The following is a 16,895-nucleotide window of genomic DNA, read 5'->3' as shown; positions in this document are numbered from 1 at the left end:
CGTAACTCGTGTGCAATGTCCTCTAATGTTGCTTAAACGTCCCCTATCGAGAAGTTATTGTCCATTTTCTTACTCCGACCAAAGTTGTATATATTTTTCATTCTTTCCGCTAATGGGTTTTCCCTCGGAATCTATTACTATTGGTTAAAAAGAGGGCATTCAATCATGGCTAGTTTCAGTTAGAGAATTGCTCTCGGTAAGCGGGAGGAGAAGAAGAATGAAGTTTCCAAGCTTTGAAGCATCACAAATAAGGGTAGCGAGACCTACCGACCAATTAGAAAAAGTCATTGAATTTTATGAGGCAGGACTTGGTTTAGAGAGAATGACAGACTTTGCAGGACACAGAGGATATGAGGGTGTGGTTTATGGATTACCTGGTCTATCCTACCAACTCGAGTTCACCAGGCATGAATCTGGCAGCCCTTGCCCTGCACCTTCTAAGGATAATTTGCTGGTTTTTTATATAGAAAATCGGGGTGAGGTGCTGGATGTAACTGAAAGACTCCATGATATGGGATACAAGAAAGTGGAATCTGAAAATCCATATTGGAAGGAAAAAGGGATAACCATTGAAGATCCAGATGGTTGGAGAGTCGTTTTGATGAATACGAAAGGGATTTGAAATGAAAAGGTTAGTCAGATCAAAAGAAAGAGAAATGCATAGAAACACTATGCTTTTCTCTTTCTTTTATTCTTCCGAGGTCTACCAATTAAAGCTGTTGTGGGAGCTGAAAACGCTGTACTGAAGAATCTTTTAAATGGGAATGCTTGTTTTAGATTGGCATGGTTTGAAATAATGAAAAGCTGTAAGGAGGGATGTGCATGTTGTTCTTTATTATTCTTGCCTGCATGTTATTAGGTTGGTTGATTATGATGACCGGTCCTTTGATAGGAGGAATCATCACTTTTGGTATTGTTGTTGGTTGCTTATTTAGGGGGTTATTTCTCATCAGTGAAATACATAAACAAATAGTCAAAGATGAAAGAGAGAGAGACTTAGACAGCGACATGGATGAGAGGTCGTTCTAAGTTTGATTGCTGCATGGCCCTTGGATAAGTAGTAGTGAATATAGGGACGTAAAAGCATGGATGTAAAAACTTTGCCTTCATGCTTTTATGGGCGATTTTACTCTTTTTAAAACAACGGTTGCAAAACGACACCAGTGTCGATATAATATAACTAACAAAACGACATCGGTGTCGTTTAATTGAGAGGGGCCCAACCTATGGAACGTTTATGGAAAAACAAAGGGTATATGACCTTGATGTCCGCGCAAGCCATTTCGAGCATTGGCGACTGGCTCAGCATTGTTGCGATTATCACGCTTGTCGGATTGAAATGGGATGCATCACCGCTTGAAGTGTCGTTCGTCTTTTTATGTTTGGCTGTGCCGATGGCTTTGTTTGGACCGGTTGCTGGAATGGTGGCTGACCGCTTCAGCCGTAAAACGCTTATGATCGTATCTGATGTCGTTAGGGCGGCTTTAATACTGATTTTGACGGTCGCGACATCGCTTTGGATGGTTTATGCAACGCTACTTACGATCGGAATCTTCTCCGCAGTCTTCATTCCTGCGAAAAACGGGAAATTGAAGGAAGTGGTGCCGGAGGAGGATATGAAAGGGGCGATGTCGATCACTTCGATGATTGACTCGTCAACGAAAATTCTCGGCCCGCTCGTCAGTGGATTGCTTGTTACGGTTTTCGGCGCCCAGCAAGTTTTTATCATCGACTCGGCCACGTTTCTCGTGTCTGCGGTCATCCTCTTGTTTGTTCCAAATGCGCTTCCTCTGGAAACGACCGAAGAAGAAAAAGAGAAAGCGTCGTTCAAGAAAGAGTTCGCGCTCGGATTTTCTTTTCTTAAATCGAACCGCTTTATGATGACGGGTTTGATTCTTGTCGGGCTCAGCCTGTTGATTCTTCAATCGGCCGATTCTCAGCTGATTGTCTTAATTCGTGAGCTGACGCAGGTGTCCCCCGATTTGTTCGGTTATCTAGTGACGGGGTCTGGTCTCGGCATGTTCTTAGCAGGATTTTTGTTAGCGAAGAAAACGGATTATAAAGCTTATCCGCTCATGCTCCTTGGGGTTTGTGGAATCGGAGCGAGTTTTGGGATTATGGGGATGCTTACCTTTTATGACCTCAATTATTCTATCCTTTGGGGACCGGGACTCGGATTCACCGCGGGTTTCTCTGCAAGTCTGATTTTTGTTCCGTTCCAGGCGACTGTCCAGGTGAACACGCCTGTTCATATGACCGGGCGCGTGTTTGGGGTTATCAATAGTGTCATGACGACTGCGACCATCATTGGGCCTCTTGTCGGAGGATGGATCGCGACGATGATTGGCGTCATTCCGACGTTTACCATTGCAGCAAGTCTCCTTGTCTGCGTATCCATCGTAGGATTTGTAACGAAGCGAAAAGTAGAGGGAGGGAAAGCACATGTCTCCACGAGTGAGCAAGGAACACCTGAAGCAACGACGAGCTGACATCATGGAATCTGCAAGGAACGTATTCATCGAACATGGATACGAGCACACGACGATGAAGCATGTCATGGAGTCGGCTGGCGTCAGCCGCGGCGGTCTCTATCAATATTTTTCAAATAAAGAAGACCTATTTGAAGCCTTGCTTGAAGAAGGGCTGACGGATGAAGCTGAAACGACAGAAGATTCTCTTGAAAAAGTAGAGTCCTATTGGGACCTGCTTATGCAGCTTTTGTTCGGGGAAGATGGCAGTCCGAATACAGAGATGGACCCTCTCGCACCAAGCAAGCTTGAGTTCTTTATCACCGGACGTAACAATGAACGAAGACGTGCGTACGGGGAAAAACGTTATGAAATGGGTCTGCAGATTTACGATGGACTCATCACAAAAGGGCAAAAATCCGGTGAGTTCAGTGATCGCTATGAAAGCCAAATTATTGCGCGGTCGATCATCACTTTCATTGACGGGCTGGCACTCGATCATGCCATTTTGCCCGAAGAGAAGGTAAAGTTGAAGGAGCAGTCGGCTCTGTTCGTGGATTATTTGAAAATGGCGTTGATTGAATCCTCCTCTTGAAGAGGGGGATTTTTATTTAAGGAAAACAAGAGAAAAATGTTCAGAATCGGTTGTCAATTTCAATCGAAGTCCTGTATAGTAATCTTTAACAATTCAATCATGTTTCTTATCCAGAAAGGTGGAGGGACTGGCCCGTTGATACCTTAGCAGCAGACTTATAGAAAGTACTGTGCTAATTCCAGAAGCGTTCAGCTTGCAGATAAGAAGGGAATCGTTCGGCGGTTACTTAGCCCCTCTTCTTATTTAGAAGAGGGGCTTTTCTTATTGGAGCGCACAAACTATGAAAGAAAGAAGGGTTATAAATGTCTATAACAACCGAAAAGAATGTGAAGAGAACACCATTTAAAGGAGACCATGTAGGAAGCTTCCTACGGCCAGAACGATTGAAAGCAGCACGTATCCAACAGGCAGAGGGAGAAATAACGGAAGAGGAATTGCGTCAAGTGGAAGATGAAGAGATTGTAAAATTAGTAGAAAAACAAAAAGCAGCAGGATTGAAAGCTGTCACGGATGGCGATTTCCGCCGAAGCTGGTGGCATTTTGATTTCCTCGAAGGCCTCGATGGGGTAGAAGATTATGAACCTGAAAAAGGTCTGAAATTCAAAGGAGTGGAAACGAAAGCCCGTGGAATTAAAATTACAGGACAGGTAGGTTTCAGTGATCATGAGATGGTCAACCATTTCCGTTTTTTAAAAAGCATTGCCGGTGATGCTGTTGCCAAATTGACAATCCCGAGTCCGAACATGCTCTTATTTCGTGCGGATCGGTCGGAAGGCATTTATGATGACGATGAAGAACTCGTCAATGATTTAGTGGTGGCTTATCGAGGATTCATAAACAAAATTTATGAGGAAGGCTGCCGCTACCTACAGTTTGATGATACGTCATGGGCGACGTTTTTCTCAGAAGAAGGACGTGCTTCAATGAAAAAGAAAGGCCAAAACCCTGAGGAAGTGGCCGAGCTGTGTGCACGTGCCATCAATGAGTCGATTGCCAACAGACCGGATGATCTGCTTATTACCATGCATATTTGTCGAGGCAATTTCCGTTCGACCTTTATGACGAGCGGAAGCTATGAAGCGGTATCGGAAACAATTTTTGGTGGCTTGGATGTTGATGGTTTGTTCCTTGAGTTTGACGATGAGCGCTCCGGCGGATTTGAGCCCCTTCGTCATATGAACCGCCAAGACTTATCCATCGTTCTTGGTTTAATTACATCAAAGTATGGAGAGTTGGAGGATCCAGAGCGCGTGAAGGCTCGTATTCTTGAAGCTTCAGATTATGTACCTTTGAGCCAGCTGTGTTTGAGTCCTCAATGTGGATTTGCATCAACAGAAGAAGGTAATGAAATCACAGAAGAACAGCAGTGGAAGAAAATCGACCATGTTGTCAGGATTGCAGAAGAAGTGTGGCAGGAGGGCTGATGTAGACTTAATCTCCTTGGAAGGAATGTTTCATTTTTCTTATAGTTGGTTATACAACTATAGGTTCTTTTTAAAAGGAGGAATGAACACATGAAATCACTGCAGGATGCATTGAAACATAAAGTAGGACTTGGCACAGCCCCTTTAGGAAATATGTTCAGGGATGTCCCGGAAGAAGAAGCCCGTGAAACGATACAAACCGCCTGGGATGAGGGCGTCCGCTATTTTGACACTGCACCTTTTTATGGAGCCGGTTTAGCGGAGATGCGTGTCGGTGACGTGTTATCGAAGTATAACCGTGATGACTATGTATTAAGCACAAAAGTCGGTCGTTATATGACGGATGAGACAGAAGAGAACGCAGGGCTTTTTGAACATGGCCGGAACAATAAAGTCATTACCGATTACACGGAAGACGCAACGAAACGGTCGATCGAGCAGAGCCTTGAACGACTGCAAACCGATCGTTTAGACATGGTCTTCGTGCATGACGTTTCTCCTGATTTCCACGGAGATGAATGGGTGGCTAAATTTGAAGAAGCGAGAACCGGAGCTTTCCGTGTATTGTCACGTCTTCGGGAAGAAGGAGTCATCCGTTCGTGGGGCCTTGGCGTTAACACGACAGAACCGATTGAACTTGCGATGGAGCTTGAGGAAACAAGGCCGGATGTCTGCTTATCCGCAACGCAATATACGCTCCTCCAGCATGACCGCGCGTTACAGCGCATGATGACGATGGCAGAAGAGAAGGATGTAGACATCGTTGTCGGCAGTCCTTATAACTCTGGTGTCTTGTTTGGTGGAGATCACTACAACTATGAAAAAGCCGGCGCGGATATCATTGGAAGAGTAAATCAATTGAAGGAAATTGGCGACAAGTACGATGTGCCGTTAAAAGCAGCTGCACTCCAATTTTCAACGGCCCATCCAGCCGTAAAGTCGGTCATTCCCGGCTCGACTCGTCCGGATCGTATTAAGGAAGATTTGGAGATGATTCAGAGGGAGATTCCGAAAGCATTTTGGGATGAACTTGTGGAGAGAGGGTTTATTTCGCCGCTTGCTCCTCTGCCAATTTAATCAGTAAAAAGGAGGAAGCCGTGAGTGGTTTCCTCTTTTTTTTGATCTTTTCATGTACCTCTTTTTACTCCTCATGACACCTTCTTATATGAGTAACTTCCGTCTAGCTCATGTTGACAATAAAAAAGAAGAGCGACCATTGCCGCTCTTCTTTGGTATAAAGGTCATTAGTTACGAATCAAGTAATCAAACGCACCTAGCGCCGCGTTCGCACCATCACCCATAGAGATGATGATTTGGTTGTGTGGGGTGTCAGTTACGTCACCCGCAGCAAACAATCCTGGCACGTTTGTTGCGCCGTGTTTGTCTGTGATGATTTCACCGATGCGGTTCATTTCAACAGATTCATCCATCCATTCGGTATTAGGTACAAGTCCAATTTGGACGAAGACACCTTCAAGGTCGATGTGCTGCTCTTCCCCTGATTCACGGTCGATGTATGTGATTCCGTTCACATTGTCATCGCCGGTGATTTCTTTAGTTTGAGCATTTGTTTTCACTTCAGCATTTGGAAGGCTGTTCAAGCGTTCTTGTAAGACTTCGTCTGCTTTCAGTGTGTCTGCGAATTCAAGCACAGTTACGTTTTGTACGATACCGGCAAGGTCAATCGCTGCTTCGACACCAGAGTTTCCGCCGCCGATAACGGCTACGTCTTTGCCTTCAAACAATGGTCCGTCACAGTGTGGGCAGTAAGCAACACCTTTGTTCTTATACTCGTCCTCACCAGGTACGCCGAGTTGACGCCAGCGTGCACCTGTGGAGATGATGACGGTTTTACTTTTCAGCACTCCGCCGTTTTCGAGTTCAAGTTCGAACATGTTGTCATCGTTCTTCTGCAAGCTTTTCGCACGTTGAAGGTTCATGATATCGATCTCATAATCTTTGACGTGTTCTTCTAAGCTTGCGGCGAACTTCGGTCCTTCTGTGCTCTTCACACTGATGAAGTTTTCGATCGTCATCGTATCAAGGACTTGCCCGCCGAAACGTTCAGCGACGATGCCGGTACGGATGCCTTTACGTGCAGAGTAGATGGCTGCACTTGCGCCTGCAGGACCACCACCGATGACAAGAACTTCGTAAGGCTCACGGTTTGTGAATTCCTCTGGAGATGGACCTTCACTGATTTTCGCTACGATTTCTTCAAGCGTCGTACGTCCACCACTGAAGAATTCTCCGTTCAGGTGTACAGAAGGAACGGCCATGATGTTTTTCTCTTCCGCTTCTTCTTTAAACGCCGCACCGTCGATCATCGTGTGCGTAATATTCGGGTTCAGCACGCTCATGATATTCAGGGCCTGAACAACATCCGGGCAGTTGTGGCAGCTTAAGCTGACAAACGTTTCAAAATGAAACTCTCCGGAGATGTTTTTGATTTGGTCGATCATCGTATCGTCGATTTTCGGAGCTCTACCACTCACTTGCAGCAAAGCAAGAACCAAGGACGTGAATTCATGACCAAGCGGAACACCGGCAAACGTAACACCTGTTTCTTCTTGCGGGCGGTTCACGCTGAAGCTTGGTGTGCGTTTCATTTCTGTGTTTTGTACTGTGATTTTCGGTGACATGGATGCAAGCTCATCCGTGAGAGCCAGCATGTCACGGGAGACTTTATCGTCTCCCGTGCTGACTTTCAGTTCGATGTCACCTTCTAAAAGCTTTAGATACTCTTCTAATTGTGCTTTTATTTGTGCATCGAGAACCATTTATATTCCACTCCTTAAATTTTGCCGACTAGGTCAAGGCTTGGTGTTAGTGTATCTTCGCCTTCTTCCCATTTTGCTGGGCAAACTTCACCAGGATTGTTGCGTACGTATTGAGCAGCTTTGATTTTTCCGATAAGGCTGCTTGCGTCACGGCCGATTCCGCCAGCGTTGATTTCTACTGTTTGGATAACGCCGTCTGGATCGATGATGAATGTACCGCGCTCAGCTAGTCCATCTTCTTCGTTCAGTACGTCAAATTGACGGGAGATCTGCTGAGATGGGTCACCGATCATTGCGTAAGTGATTTTGTTGATTTTTTCAGAAGCATCGTGCCAGCCTTTGTGTACGAAGTGAGTATCTGTAGAAACAGAGTAAACTTCAGCACCTAGTTCTTTCAGTGCGTCGTAGTTGTTTTGTAGATCTTCAAGTTCTGTCGGGCAAACGAAAGAGAAGTCTGCTGGGTAGAAGCAAACAACGCTCCACTGTCCTTTGAAGTTTTGTTCTGATACGTCAACGAAGTCACCGTTTTTGAATGCTTTCGCCTGGAATGGTTGTACTTCTTTACCGATTAGAGCCATAGTAGAATTCCTCCTGTAAAGTATGTTTGATTAGCTGCCGGAATGTTGCAGCTTTTTATAATAATTCTAATTCAGTAGCTATTATTATATAAAATCGACTTTTTGTCAACAATGACAAAAATCTGTCGAAAATTAATTCTCAGCTGACTGAATGAGAATGATTATACAAAAATTTCTCACGTTTTCTAGTGTAACAAGAAATAGGGAAAGGGTTTAGTAATTAGCCTTCCCGATTTTCATTTATTATAGAATCATATTGAGGAAATAAATTCATGGAAAGGTTCAGTTTCTTTTGTTCGGGTTTTGTAAAGGTTGTGAGGGAAGTAAAGGGGAATGGCGGATGGTGTCGAATAGTACATAAGCACTCAAAAAGAGGAGGATGAGAATGACTGATAATAAGAAGAACATAGTGGCTTTTGCGCAGCCTTCCGAACAGACAACCCCTTTTCGTCATGGCCAACCACTGTCGGAGGAAGTCATGGACACGTTCTTGCCTGAGACTTACAATGACTTCGTTTCTTTTATTGTACAAAGAGTCGGGGAAGTGTATCGGCCGCTGTTGATGGAGTTCGTGGAGGATCACGATCCCCCGGAAGACAAACGCCTCGCGCTTGAGTTGAATTTGTTTTGGTGGCGCGTCCTATATGATGTTTCTGAAATTGAGAACGTAAGCTTTGTGGAGGATTTTTGTATGGAATATAAGCAAGATCTCAAGCAAACCCCTTTGATGAAAGCATGGCTTGAAGAATGGGAGAAAGCCTCACCGAAATTCTACTATATTGGCCACAAGTTCGGAGCAAACGCCTTCGTTGCTGTGGACATGGAGACAGAAGAAACGGTAGAGGTGGTCATGATTGATAGAAGGGTGAAGGAGCCTGAAAAAGGCAGCATAGCCGTGGGGACACTCATTCCAATGGGTAATGCTCTCTATTTTCCGGTGACCGGTTTCTATTATTTTGATCCAGAAGTGAGTAAAGAACTGGCCCGTCCGCTCATGTACCATTATGAAAAGCATATGGAAGCATCCCCTGTGCTCGAGGGATTTGTGCATGTTCTCTCCATTGCCCTGCAAATCGAACGTATGATTTTGGAAAAGACCACTCCTTCCTCCCTCTCTTAATGTTTCCTCTTTGCTCTAACCGCCCATACCATTGTCATAGAAGACTCTCTTCGTGGTAATATTGAAGGAGTAACCATTCGAGCGGAGGAGCTTACTATGCGCATTTTTAGAATCCTGAACAATAATGCAGTCGTTGTCTATGATGGCCCCCAGGAGAAGATTGTTATGGGGAAAGGCATCGCTTTTCAAAAGAAGCGGAACGATATTGTGCCGAAACATAAAATCGAAAAGATATTCCTCTTACGTGATCAGTCCTCAGAAAAATTCCAACAGCTTTTATCCACTTTACCGGAAAAGCATATAGAAGTTGCAGAACGAATCATTAGTCATGCGGAAGGGTATTTGGAAGCGCCGTTAAACGATCATATTCATATTGCGCTCACTGACCACTTATCTTTTGCATTGGAACGCCTGGAGCAAGGGTTCCCGATTCAAAACAAGTTGACGAATGAAATCAAGTTTCTATATAAAAAGGAATTCGAAGTAGGGATGTGGGCAAAAGAAGAAATCAAACGTGAGCTTGGTGTCGAGGTCCCGATGGATGAGGTCGCTCACATCGCGCTTCACGTTCATACCGCTAAAATGGACACGCCGTCGATGAGCGAATCGTTGCAGACGGCGACCATTTTGCGTGATTTTGTTGAGCAGGTCGAAGCGATTGTTGGGCTTACCATTGAAGAAACGAGCATCAACTACCAACGCTTGATTACCCATCTCCGCTTTGCATTGAATCGTGTGGAAGAAGGCAGCAACTTCGAACCGATTGATGAAGATATGCTGGAGCTGATTCAAACGAAATATAAGGAAGCTTATGAGACGTCAGAGAAAGTAGCCCGCTATTTGAAGGAAGAATACGGCGTAGATTTTCCAGATTCTGAAGTCGCCTACATCGCTTTGCATATCCAGCGTCTGTTAAACGTAAATTAATTTTATTAAGGGATTGACGATAGCGTTTTCATTGGTTAGAATGAAATTGTTCAAAGTTGAATATTGCAGGATTGTTACTGGTAAAGCAGGCAAGACCTAAAATGTGTAGAGTTGGCTAGGTGACTCGTGTATGCGAATGACCTATCCATACTGTGCGCGTTTTAGGTCTTTTTTATTTCCCAAAAAATAACAAGGAGGAAACATCATGAATCATAAAGAAGTAGCTGAACAATTGGTTCCATTGCTCGGCGGCAAGGATAATGTTGTCAGTGCCACTCACTGTGCCACACGTTTACGTCTCGTCATTGATGATGAGAGTCAAGTCGATAAAGCAGCTATTGAAGAACTCGATGGCGTTAAAGGAGCATTCTCAAGTTCCGGTCAGTTTCAGATTATCTTCGGAACAGGAACTGTCAACAAAGTTTTCACCCATTTCGGCCCAATGGTCGGAGCTTCAGTGGAAGAAGAAGAAAATGACAAATCCGTTTCTCACAAGGATGCGGCGAAAAGTAAAATGAACCCACTGGCGCGTTTTGCCCGGACGCTATCGAACATTTTCGTGCCGATCATTCCAGCGATAGTTGCTGCAGGTATGCTGATGGGTCTCCTAGGCCTGATGAACACGTACAACTGGGTCGATCCAGAGAGCGGAATGTTCGTCATGCTTGATATGTTCTCATCTGCCTCCTTCATCATTCTACCGATCTTGATTGGTTTTAGTGCCGCGAAGGAATTCGGAGGGAACACATATTTAGGTGCCGTTATCGGTGGAATTATGACCCACCCGAATCTTTTGAACCCATGGGGACTTTCTGATGCACAGCCGGAAACTCTTGATTTCTTAGGGTTTGGTGTCGAAATGCTTGGATATCAGGGAACAGTTATCCCTGTTCTATTGACGGTTTATGTGATGGCGAAAATGGAACAAGCCTTCCGTAAAGTTGTTCCGAATGCGATCGATTTATTGCTCACGCCGTTCTTGACGGTTATTTTCACAGGGTTTGTTGCCTTGCTTGTCGTTGGACCACTTGGCCGTACGCTCGGTAATGGATTGACTTCCGTGCTTGGTGTTGTGTATGACACGGCTGGCCCGATTGCCGGTCTGATTTTCGGTGGATTGTACTCCACGATTGTCCTGACAGGTGTTCATCACAGTTTCCACGCCATTGAAGCGGAACTGTTGAACGTCGGTGGTAACTACTTGCTTCCAATTTGGGCGATGGCGAACGTTGCTCAAGGTGGAGCGACGATTGCGGTCTTCTTCAAGACGAAAAACAAGAAAACGAAAGAAATCGCTCTTCCAGCAGGAATCTCTGCTTTCCTTGGAATTACGGAACCTGCGATTTTCGGTGTCAACTTGAAATACCGTCGTCCGTTCATCGGAGCAGCGATTGGTGGTGGACTAGGTGGCGCGTATGTTGTGTTCACAAAAGTGATGGCGAACGGAATCGGTCTGACCGGTTTACCGATGTTCGCAATTGCCCAGGATCCGATTAACTACGGAATCGGCTGCTTGATCGCGATTGGTGGTTCCATCCTTGCGACGCTTCTACTCGGATGGAATGAAGATACGAAATAATAGTGACGAATCCTTACTAGTCTTTCGGCTGGTAGGGATTTGTTTTGTATAGGTTAATGGAAGATAATAAAGATAGCTATGATTTTAGAGGAGGATGAACAATGAAAAAAGGTGTCATTTCGCTCGGGGAAGCATTGATTGATTTTATTCCGTTAGATCAAGACAATACGAACTATCAAAAGAGCCCAGGCGGGGCGCCGGCGAACGTTTCTGTCGGTGTGGCAAGACTTGGGGCCAAGTCTACATTTTTAGGAAAAGTCGGCGATGACGTGCTCGGGCGTTTTATGAAAAAAACGCTCACCGATTACGGGGTACAGACCCACAGCATGTTCCTCACACCGGACGTGAGGACGGGTGTTGTTTTTGTAACAAATGCCGAGGACGGGGAACGAAGCTTTGACTTTTACATCCACCCGAGTGCCGATCAGTTCCTTGAAGCAGGAGAGATTGACGTGTCAGATTTTGATACCCATAAAGTGCTTCATTTCGGTTCGATTTCAATGATTGGTGAGACAGTCAAAAAGGCGACGCACCATGCGGTTGCTTTGGCGAAGGAAAAAGGGATGATCGTCTCGTATGACCCGAACTTACGTCTCATGCTTTGGGATTCCGAAGAACAGGCACGGGAAACGATTCAGTCGATGCTTTCAGAAGCAGACCTTTTGAAAATATCGGAGGAAGAGTTGGAGTTCATCACAGGCGAAGCGGACATTGAGCGTGGGCTTGAGAAACTCGCAGCTTATGATATTCCTTTGACCCTGATTACGATGGGCGGAGAAGGTAACTATGTGTGCACGTCTGAGGGAATCCAGCATGTGCCAGCGATGAAAGTAAAAGCAGTCGATACGACAGGTGCAGGCGATGCGTTTGTTTCCGGCATGTTGTACTCCTTGAATGAGTACGAAGGCGATATCACTGCCATTACGCTTTCGGAAGCGGTGAAGATGGCGAAATTCGCAAGTGTATCCGGGGCTTTGGCTGCATCGACGAAGGGTGCCATGACAGCACTGCCGACACGAGATGAAGTAGTCAAACACCTTGAAGGGGCAGGCGAGTAATTGATGAGTAAAGATCAGGAGTTGCGCCAGGCCGCGTTTAAAGAAGTTGGAAAATACCAAGATCTTGTAGAGGCAGATCCTTATCGGCTGCACTATCACATCATGCCGCCCGTTGGCCTTTTGAATGACCCGAACGGCTGGATTCAGTGGAACGGGACCTATCATTTGTTTTACCAATGGATGCCGTTCAAAACGGGGCATGGGGCGAAGTTCTGGGGCCATTATTCGTCCGAGGATCTCGTCAACTGGACGCATGAAGATATTGCTCTTACTCCCTCTGAGTGGTTTGAGAAAAATGGCTGCTATTCAGGTTCTGCGATTGAACATAATGGCGAACTATATGCTTTTTACACAGGGAACGTGAAGGATGAGGAAGGCAATCGCGAGTCGTATCAATGTCTTGCTGTTTCAGATGACGGCATTCATTTTGATAAAAAGGGGCCGGTCGTACATCTGCCGGAAGGATACACGGCTCATTTCCGTGATCCGAAAGTGTGGGAGCAGGATGGTTCTTACTTTATGGTGGTCGGTGCTCAGACGGAAGACTTGAAAGGAGCAGTCGCACTGCTTCGAAGTGAGAATTTATATGAGTGGAACCATGTCGGCGTCTTAGCTGGCGGGGGAGAAGGCCGGCTAAGTGAGTTCGGTTATATGTTCGAATGCCCTGATCTGTTTGATCTGGGCGGCGAGGATGTGCTTGTATTTTCACCCCAAGGGCTTGAGGCTGAAGGAATGAAGTATCAAAACGTCTATCAGGCGGGCTATGTTGTTGGGGCGTTTGATTCTCAGAATGGATCCTATGAGCATGGTGACTTTTATGAGCTGGATCACGGCTTTGACTTTTATGCACCACAGACGACGGAAGATGAGCAAGGCCGCCGGATTTTGTTCGGTTGGATGAGTGTGCCGGATCAGGATGAACAGGATCATCCGACTGTGAAGCATCAGTGGCTGCACAACATGACGTTGCCGCGCGAACTAAAGCTTGTAGACGGAAGAGTCTATCAAACACCAGTAGCGGAGCTTGAAGGTTTACGCGAAGGTGATGTGGTGGAACGAGAAGTGGAGCTTGATCACGAGACACTTGAAGTGGACGGGGTCAAAGGTGAAGCAGAAGAGCTGAAGCTGGAGCATATCGATGTTTCTGAAGGTTGGTTCGCGCTTGAGATTGGCGGAGCTGCACGTCTCGTTTATTCCAGTGGGCAGAGAATCTTTACATTGGAACGTGAAAGTTACGTGGACGGGGTCGTTGAGAAGCGTCAGACAGAAGTTGCGGAGTTAAAGGATATGCACATCTTTATCGATACTTCGTCTGTAGAAGTGTTTGTCAACGGTGGCGCACACGTCTTCACCGCCCGCTTCTACCCAGCACCTAACGACGAAAGCCTTCGGTTCACCGCATCAGACAAAACAACCTTCAACCTTAAAAAATGGGATTTGAGGAAAGTGTTTTAAATTTCCATTATCTGTATGACCTGGTACACCATATTATGGTATATAAAATCATAAAAGAAGCCGGAGCTCGCTTAGAATGCGTCTAAGTAAGCTTCGGCTTCTTTTTTGGTGGGAAAGATTTTGTTGTGACCCATTTCGTCCATCCGCTGTTTCAAGTATGGATACATGTATTCAGCATGTGTGTAGAGGGCGATAGCTGAAGGTTTTTTAGAGACGACGAGGGAGCGGAGTTCTTCCATTTCCCCTTCTACATCAGGGGTGTTGATTTTTTCACCGTTCATATCAATGAGGATCGTAAACCCTTCCGTCGCGTGCTCCAAGCTTTCTTTGATGGCGCTGCAGTAAATAGCAACGTTTTCTTTGGTGATAAGTTCGCGTATATTAATAAACTGTCTTTGTATGGCCGGATCGTAATAGACAATAAATTTCGAATGGTAGTACCAGTCTGTCAGCTCTAGCATGATTGAGGGGGCTTCTGTTTCCACACGAATGAACGCTTCATTTTCCCGGCCGTCGAAAATCATACTCTTGAAGAATTGAAGCTGCGCTTCTTCTTTTGTCAGATGAAAGATGATGGACGAACGATTCCCGCGCCCGCGTCCAGGAATCCAGGTCAGCCACCCCACCTCTTCCATCTTTTTTATGATGATTCTTAAATTCCTTAGTGTGTAAAAGAGATCATCCGCCAGCTGCTGCATGGTGACGTCCACTTGCTCTTCTTCTCCTACGTTATGAAAATGTGTACGCAAACGAATATAAGTTTCCTCAAGCTTCACGGTCTTCTCATCTCCTCAAAAGCGGAATTTTACCTGCATGACCTTTGCCTCTTTATCTCTCTCTATTCCTGCTATGATTGAATTAGAAGTTAAAAACAGTATAACACTTTACTGTGGGAATACGGACGTGCATAGAGTCTTCCATTTTTATCAACCTGTTTATCAAGTGAACCTGCTTAGCTCTGTTTAAGCTAAAATCATTGAGCTGGCTTTGGCGGAATTTATAACAGGTTTGGAAATGGTGGTTTCAGTATCTTAAGGACATTAATATTAGTACGAACGTAAGGGGTAAAAATATGGTTAAATTCATTTTATTTATACAGAAGGTCGTTGTAAGGCTATTATCGATGAATGGGTGTTTGCAAATCACCGCAATAAAGAATGGACGGCATTTCAGTTTCGAAATCATTCTAACTAAAAAGAAGCGCATTCCTTTAAATTGGAGAGCCATTCCCATCTCGGTGGGATCAGGAGATGACCGTGAAAAAAGAAAAGTGCTTCATGAAAGTGATTAGGTGGTTGTATGATTTCCATATAATGTATGACGTGGTACACCAATATATGGGAAAAGACGGTCCTTTTCAAAGGGACCGTCTTTTTGTTTATGGTGCGTAGAGTTTGCCTTTGTCATCGATGTAAACGGTTTGGATGAGAGTTCGTTCGAGAGGGGTACCTTCATAGGTTCCTTTCACGTCGATGGTCATGTTGTAGACGCCTTCACCAAGGCTTGGGATCTTAAAGTCATTCCCATTCTTCTTCGCCTTCAATTTCTTCTCTTTTAACTTTCCGTTTTTATCATAGTACTCAACAGTCATATCGGTTTTTACGTTCAGTTTTTTGTTTCCTTTCACCTTCATTTGATTTCCTTTCACTTCTCCACTAAGCATGGCATCGACTGGGCTTTCGAAAGTCGTGTTCAGGAGGTAGCGTTCTTTTTGTTCGGCTTTCGTTTCGAGCGTCCATTTCCCTGCTTCCGGTTTTTCAATGGTGAGGGTGTGGTGGTAGGCTCCTTTGAAAAATTCAGTATCGTCCGCCGTCACCTTAAAGTCGGCATATGTTTTTTTACTCGGTGATGCGAGTGCCAAGGAGGTATCTTTTTTGTCACTGATCCAGTCAAAGGTTACGGAATCCACGCCCTTTTCAACCGCTACACTTTCCTTATGTGTCCCGGCATATTCCCCGCCTGTGATGTAATGGCCTGCTGGTGTCTCAGCACTTTCCGTCACAGCAGCTGTCTCGAAGCTTGCGGCAGAAGCTGAATAGAACGTTTCTTCATTTAAGTAATTTTTGAACAGGTTGAAAGTAGAGGAACCTTCTTTGATTGTCGTATGGTTCCACCTACCTACACTGATTTCAGCAGCGTAAGGAAGGCGCGAGCTTTGGACGGTTACGGCGCCGTCATTGCTTCCATAGGCACTCAAATAAAGACCGCCCCAGTATAAAGCGCTTCCAAAATTTCCCCATTTCGTTCCTCCCAATGTGTAAATAGGGGTGTTGTACACATTAGCGTGGCTGTCTGTTACCGAGCGGTAATAGTCCATGTAGCCGGTTTGGAGCGAGTATGTGCCATCATTTTTACTTCCTATGATGCCGGTAAGCCATCCCGCCCAGCTGCTGTATGCGAGGTCTGCAAGCTCTGAGCCGCGGTGGGGTGAGGATAAGGTGATCACACGTTCGATATACGGATCTGCTCCGTAATGAACGAGGGCGGACTGGGTATCCACACCGCCTTTACTATGAGCGACGACGACAACTTTTTCACCGAAGTAGTTGTAGACCTCCTGTACTTTTTGAGCTAAAAGAGCTCCGTTATCCCACATGCTTTTTCCAGCATTTAGATCAATGAAAGCTGTTTCGTATCCGTTTTGATAGGCTGTGGCATACATATTATTATTTTCATACCAAGTGTCAGAGGAGCTGTTCAATCCATGTACAAAAAGGATGGGGTGGGAGTTGGCAGCAATTGAGGAAGGGGTTGTTCCGACATACCATTCGCCGGGGTTACCCGAGGAACCATCCTTGATCGACCCGGCCAAACTGACAGATGGTACGGTGAGAAAAAAGGCAGTAAAAACGACGAACCACTTTTTGAAATTAATCATTCCCTGTCTCCTTATAATAAAGTTTTCGGGATT

General features: G+C 45.3%; 16 protein-coding genes and 1 riboswitch. Of the genes, 12 read left to right on the top strand and 4 right to left on the bottom strand.

The genetic code is table 11. The annotated features are described in order from the left end of the window. Positions 1-217: 217 nt before the first annotated feature. The 6 genes from BLS23_RS01035 to BLS23_RS01010 all read left to right on the top strand — a co-directional run bounded on the left by BLS23_RS01035 (position 218) and on the right by BLS23_RS01010 (position 5,564). Positions 218-622 (top strand): VOC family protein, encoded by a 405-nt coding sequence (locus BLS23_RS01035; protein WP_089650656.1) that lies wholly within the window; start codon positions 218-220, stop codon positions 620-622. 200 nt (positions 623-822) lie between these two features. Next, a complete protein-coding gene (locus tag BLS23_RS01030; protein WP_244157017.1) occupies positions 823-1,029 on the top strand; it encodes a hypothetical protein in 207 nt (68 codons plus the stop codon). 197 nt (positions 1,030-1,226) lie between these two features. Continuing rightward, positions 1,227-2,489 (top strand): MFS transporter, encoded by a 1,263-nt coding sequence (locus tag BLS23_RS01025; protein ID WP_089650654.1) that lies wholly within the window; start codon positions 1,227-1,229, stop codon positions 2,487-2,489. Beyond that, the gene (locus BLS23_RS01020; protein WP_089650653.1) at positions 2,443-3,063 is read left to right on the top strand and encodes a TetR/AcrR family transcriptional regulator; all 621 of its coding nucleotides are present in this window, start codon (positions 2,443-2,445) and stop codon (positions 3,061-3,063) included. Before BLS23_RS01025 ends, BLS23_RS01020 begins: the two co-directional genes overlap by 47 nt. A 103-nt stretch (positions 3,064-3,166) precedes the next feature. Then, positions 3,167-3,269, top strand: a riboswitch (SAM riboswitch). 96 nt (positions 3,270-3,365) lie between these two features. Further along, complete coding sequence (locus BLS23_RS01015; protein ID WP_089650652.1) at positions 3,366-4,487, top strand: 5-methyltetrahydropteroyltriglutamate--homocysteine S-methyltransferase; 1,122 nt, start codon at positions 3,366-3,368, stop codon at positions 4,485-4,487. A gap of 90 nt (positions 4,488-4,577) precedes the next feature. Beyond that, positions 4,578-5,564 carry an aldo/keto reductase gene (locus BLS23_RS01010; protein ID WP_089650651.1) on the top strand — a complete coding sequence of 329 codons (987 nt, stop codon included), beginning with the start codon at positions 4,578-4,580 and terminating at the stop codon, positions 5,562-5,564. A 167-nt stretch (positions 5,565-5,731) separates the two neighbouring features. Here the strand turns inward: BLS23_RS01010 and ahpF are convergent, their stop codons facing one another. Together ahpF and ahpC are read right to left on the bottom strand one after the other, a co-directional pair. After that, on the bottom strand, positions 5,732-7,267 hold the full coding sequence (gene ahpF / locus BLS23_RS01005) for an alkyl hydroperoxide reductase subunit F (RefSeq protein ID WP_089650650.1): 1,536 nt from the start codon (positions 7,265-7,267) through the stop codon (positions 5,732-5,734). 14 nt (positions 7,268-7,281) lie between these two features. Continuing rightward, positions 7,282-7,845, bottom strand: a complete 564-nt coding sequence (gene ahpC / locus BLS23_RS01000; RefSeq protein ID WP_089650649.1) for an alkyl hydroperoxide reductase subunit C — start codon at positions 7,843-7,845, stop codon at positions 7,282-7,284. A gap of 385 nt (positions 7,846-8,230) precedes the next feature. On the opposite strand from ahpC, the gene BLS23_RS00995 reads away from it, so the two are divergent. From BLS23_RS00995 to BLS23_RS00975, 5 genes are all read left to right on the top strand, one after another. After that, positions 8,231-8,965 (top strand): hypothetical protein, encoded by a 735-nt coding sequence (locus BLS23_RS00995; RefSeq protein WP_089650648.1) that lies wholly within the window; start codon positions 8,231-8,233, stop codon positions 8,963-8,965. 96 nt (positions 8,966-9,061) lie between these two features. Continuing rightward, entirely contained in the window at positions 9,062-9,892 is an 831-nt protein-coding gene (locus BLS23_RS00990) for a PRD domain-containing protein (protein WP_089650647.1), read from the top strand. A 205-nt stretch (positions 9,893-10,097) separates the two neighbouring features. Continuing rightward, entirely contained in the window at positions 10,098-11,471 is a 1,374-nt protein-coding gene (locus tag BLS23_RS00985; RefSeq protein ID WP_089650646.1) for a sucrose-specific PTS transporter subunit IIBC, read from the top strand. Positions 11,472-11,572: 101 nt separating this feature from the next. Beyond that, on the top strand, positions 11,573-12,529 hold the full coding sequence (locus BLS23_RS00980) for an aminoimidazole riboside kinase (protein ID WP_089650645.1): 957 nt from the start codon (positions 11,573-11,575) through the stop codon (positions 12,527-12,529). Between the two features lie 3 nt (positions 12,530-12,532). Beyond that, positions 12,533-13,984 carry a glycoside hydrolase family 32 protein gene (locus tag BLS23_RS00975; RefSeq protein ID WP_089650791.1) on the top strand — a complete coding sequence of 484 codons (1,452 nt, stop codon included), beginning with the start codon at positions 12,533-12,535 and terminating at the stop codon, positions 13,982-13,984. A 71-nt stretch (positions 13,985-14,055) separates the two neighbouring features. Here the strand turns inward: BLS23_RS00975 and BLS23_RS00970 are convergent, their stop codons facing one another. Then, entirely contained in the window at positions 14,056-14,760 is a 705-nt protein-coding gene (locus BLS23_RS00970) for an SgrR family transcriptional regulator (protein WP_089650644.1), read from the bottom strand. Between the two features lie 296 nt (positions 14,761-15,056). Between BLS23_RS00970 and BLS23_RS00965 the strand changes: the two genes are divergently transcribed. Further along, the gene (locus BLS23_RS00965) at positions 15,057-15,275 is read left to right on the top strand and encodes a hypothetical protein (RefSeq protein ID WP_089650643.1); all 219 of its coding nucleotides are present in this window, start codon (positions 15,057-15,059) and stop codon (positions 15,273-15,275) included. Between the two features lie 87 nt (positions 15,276-15,362). Here the strand turns inward: BLS23_RS00965 and BLS23_RS00960 are convergent, their stop codons facing one another. Further along, a complete protein-coding gene (locus BLS23_RS00960; RefSeq protein ID WP_208599147.1) occupies positions 15,363-16,862 on the bottom strand; it encodes an esterase/lipase family protein in 1,500 nt (499 codons plus the stop codon). Positions 16,863-16,895 lie beyond the last annotated feature (33 nt).

The organism is Halobacillus aidingensis (genome assembly GCF_900104185.1).
GTDB lineage: Bacteria > Bacillota > Bacilli > Bacillales > Halobacillaceae > Halobacillus > Halobacillus aidingensis.
This window is presented reverse-complemented; position numbering and strand designations above follow the sequence as displayed.

What these genes read in the sequence shown, in the direction of transcription:
- BLS23_RS00985 (WP_089650646.1), top strand. Translation starts at nt 10,098, where the DNA reads ATGAATCATAAAGAAGTAGCTGAACAATTGGTTCCATTGCTCGGCGGC.
- BLS23_RS01020 (WP_089650653.1), top strand. Translation starts at nt 2,443, where the DNA reads ATGTCTCCACGAGTGAGCAAGGAACACCTGAAGCAACGACGAGCTGAC.
- BLS23_RS00960 (WP_208599147.1), bottom strand. Translation starts at nt 16,862, where the DNA reads ATGATTAATTTCAAAAAGTGGTTCGTCGTTTTTACTGCCTTTTTTCTC.
- BLS23_RS01010 (WP_089650651.1), top strand. Translation starts at nt 4,578, where the DNA reads ATGAAATCACTGCAGGATGCATTGAAACATAAAGTAGGACTTGGCACA.
- BLS23_RS00980 (WP_089650645.1), top strand. Translation starts at nt 11,573, where the DNA reads ATGAAAAAAGGTGTCATTTCGCTCGGGGAAGCATTGATTGATTTTATT.
- BLS23_RS01025 (WP_089650654.1), top strand. Translation starts at nt 1,227, where the DNA reads ATGGAACGTTTATGGAAAAACAAAGGGTATATGACCTTGATGTCCGCG.
- BLS23_RS01030 (WP_244157017.1), top strand. Translation starts at nt 823, where the DNA reads ATGTTGTTCTTTATTATTCTTGCCTGCATGTTATTAGGTTGGTTGATT.
- BLS23_RS00990 (WP_089650647.1), top strand. Translation starts at nt 9,062, where the DNA reads ATGCGCATTTTTAGAATCCTGAACAATAATGCAGTCGTTGTCTATGAT.
- BLS23_RS01035 (WP_089650656.1), top strand. Translation starts at nt 218, where the DNA reads ATGAAGTTTCCAAGCTTTGAAGCATCACAAATAAGGGTAGCGAGACCT.
- ahpC (WP_089650649.1), bottom strand. Translation starts at nt 7,845, where the DNA reads ATGGCTCTAATCGGTAAAGAAGTACAACCATTCCAGGCGAAAGCATTC.
- BLS23_RS00965 (WP_089650643.1), top strand. Translation starts at nt 15,057, where the DNA reads ATGGTTAAATTCATTTTATTTATACAGAAGGTCGTTGTAAGGCTATTA.
- BLS23_RS00975 (WP_089650791.1), top strand. Translation starts at nt 12,533, where the DNA reads ATGAGTAAAGATCAGGAGTTGCGCCAGGCCGCGTTTAAAGAAGTTGGA.
- ahpF (WP_089650650.1), bottom strand. Translation starts at nt 7,267, where the DNA reads ATGGTTCTCGATGCACAAATAAAAGCACAATTAGAAGAGTATCTAAAG.
- BLS23_RS01015 (WP_089650652.1), top strand. Translation starts at nt 3,366, where the DNA reads ATGTCTATAACAACCGAAAAGAATGTGAAGAGAACACCATTTAAAGGA.
- BLS23_RS00995 (WP_089650648.1), top strand. Translation starts at nt 8,231, where the DNA reads ATGACTGATAATAAGAAGAACATAGTGGCTTTTGCGCAGCCTTCCGAA.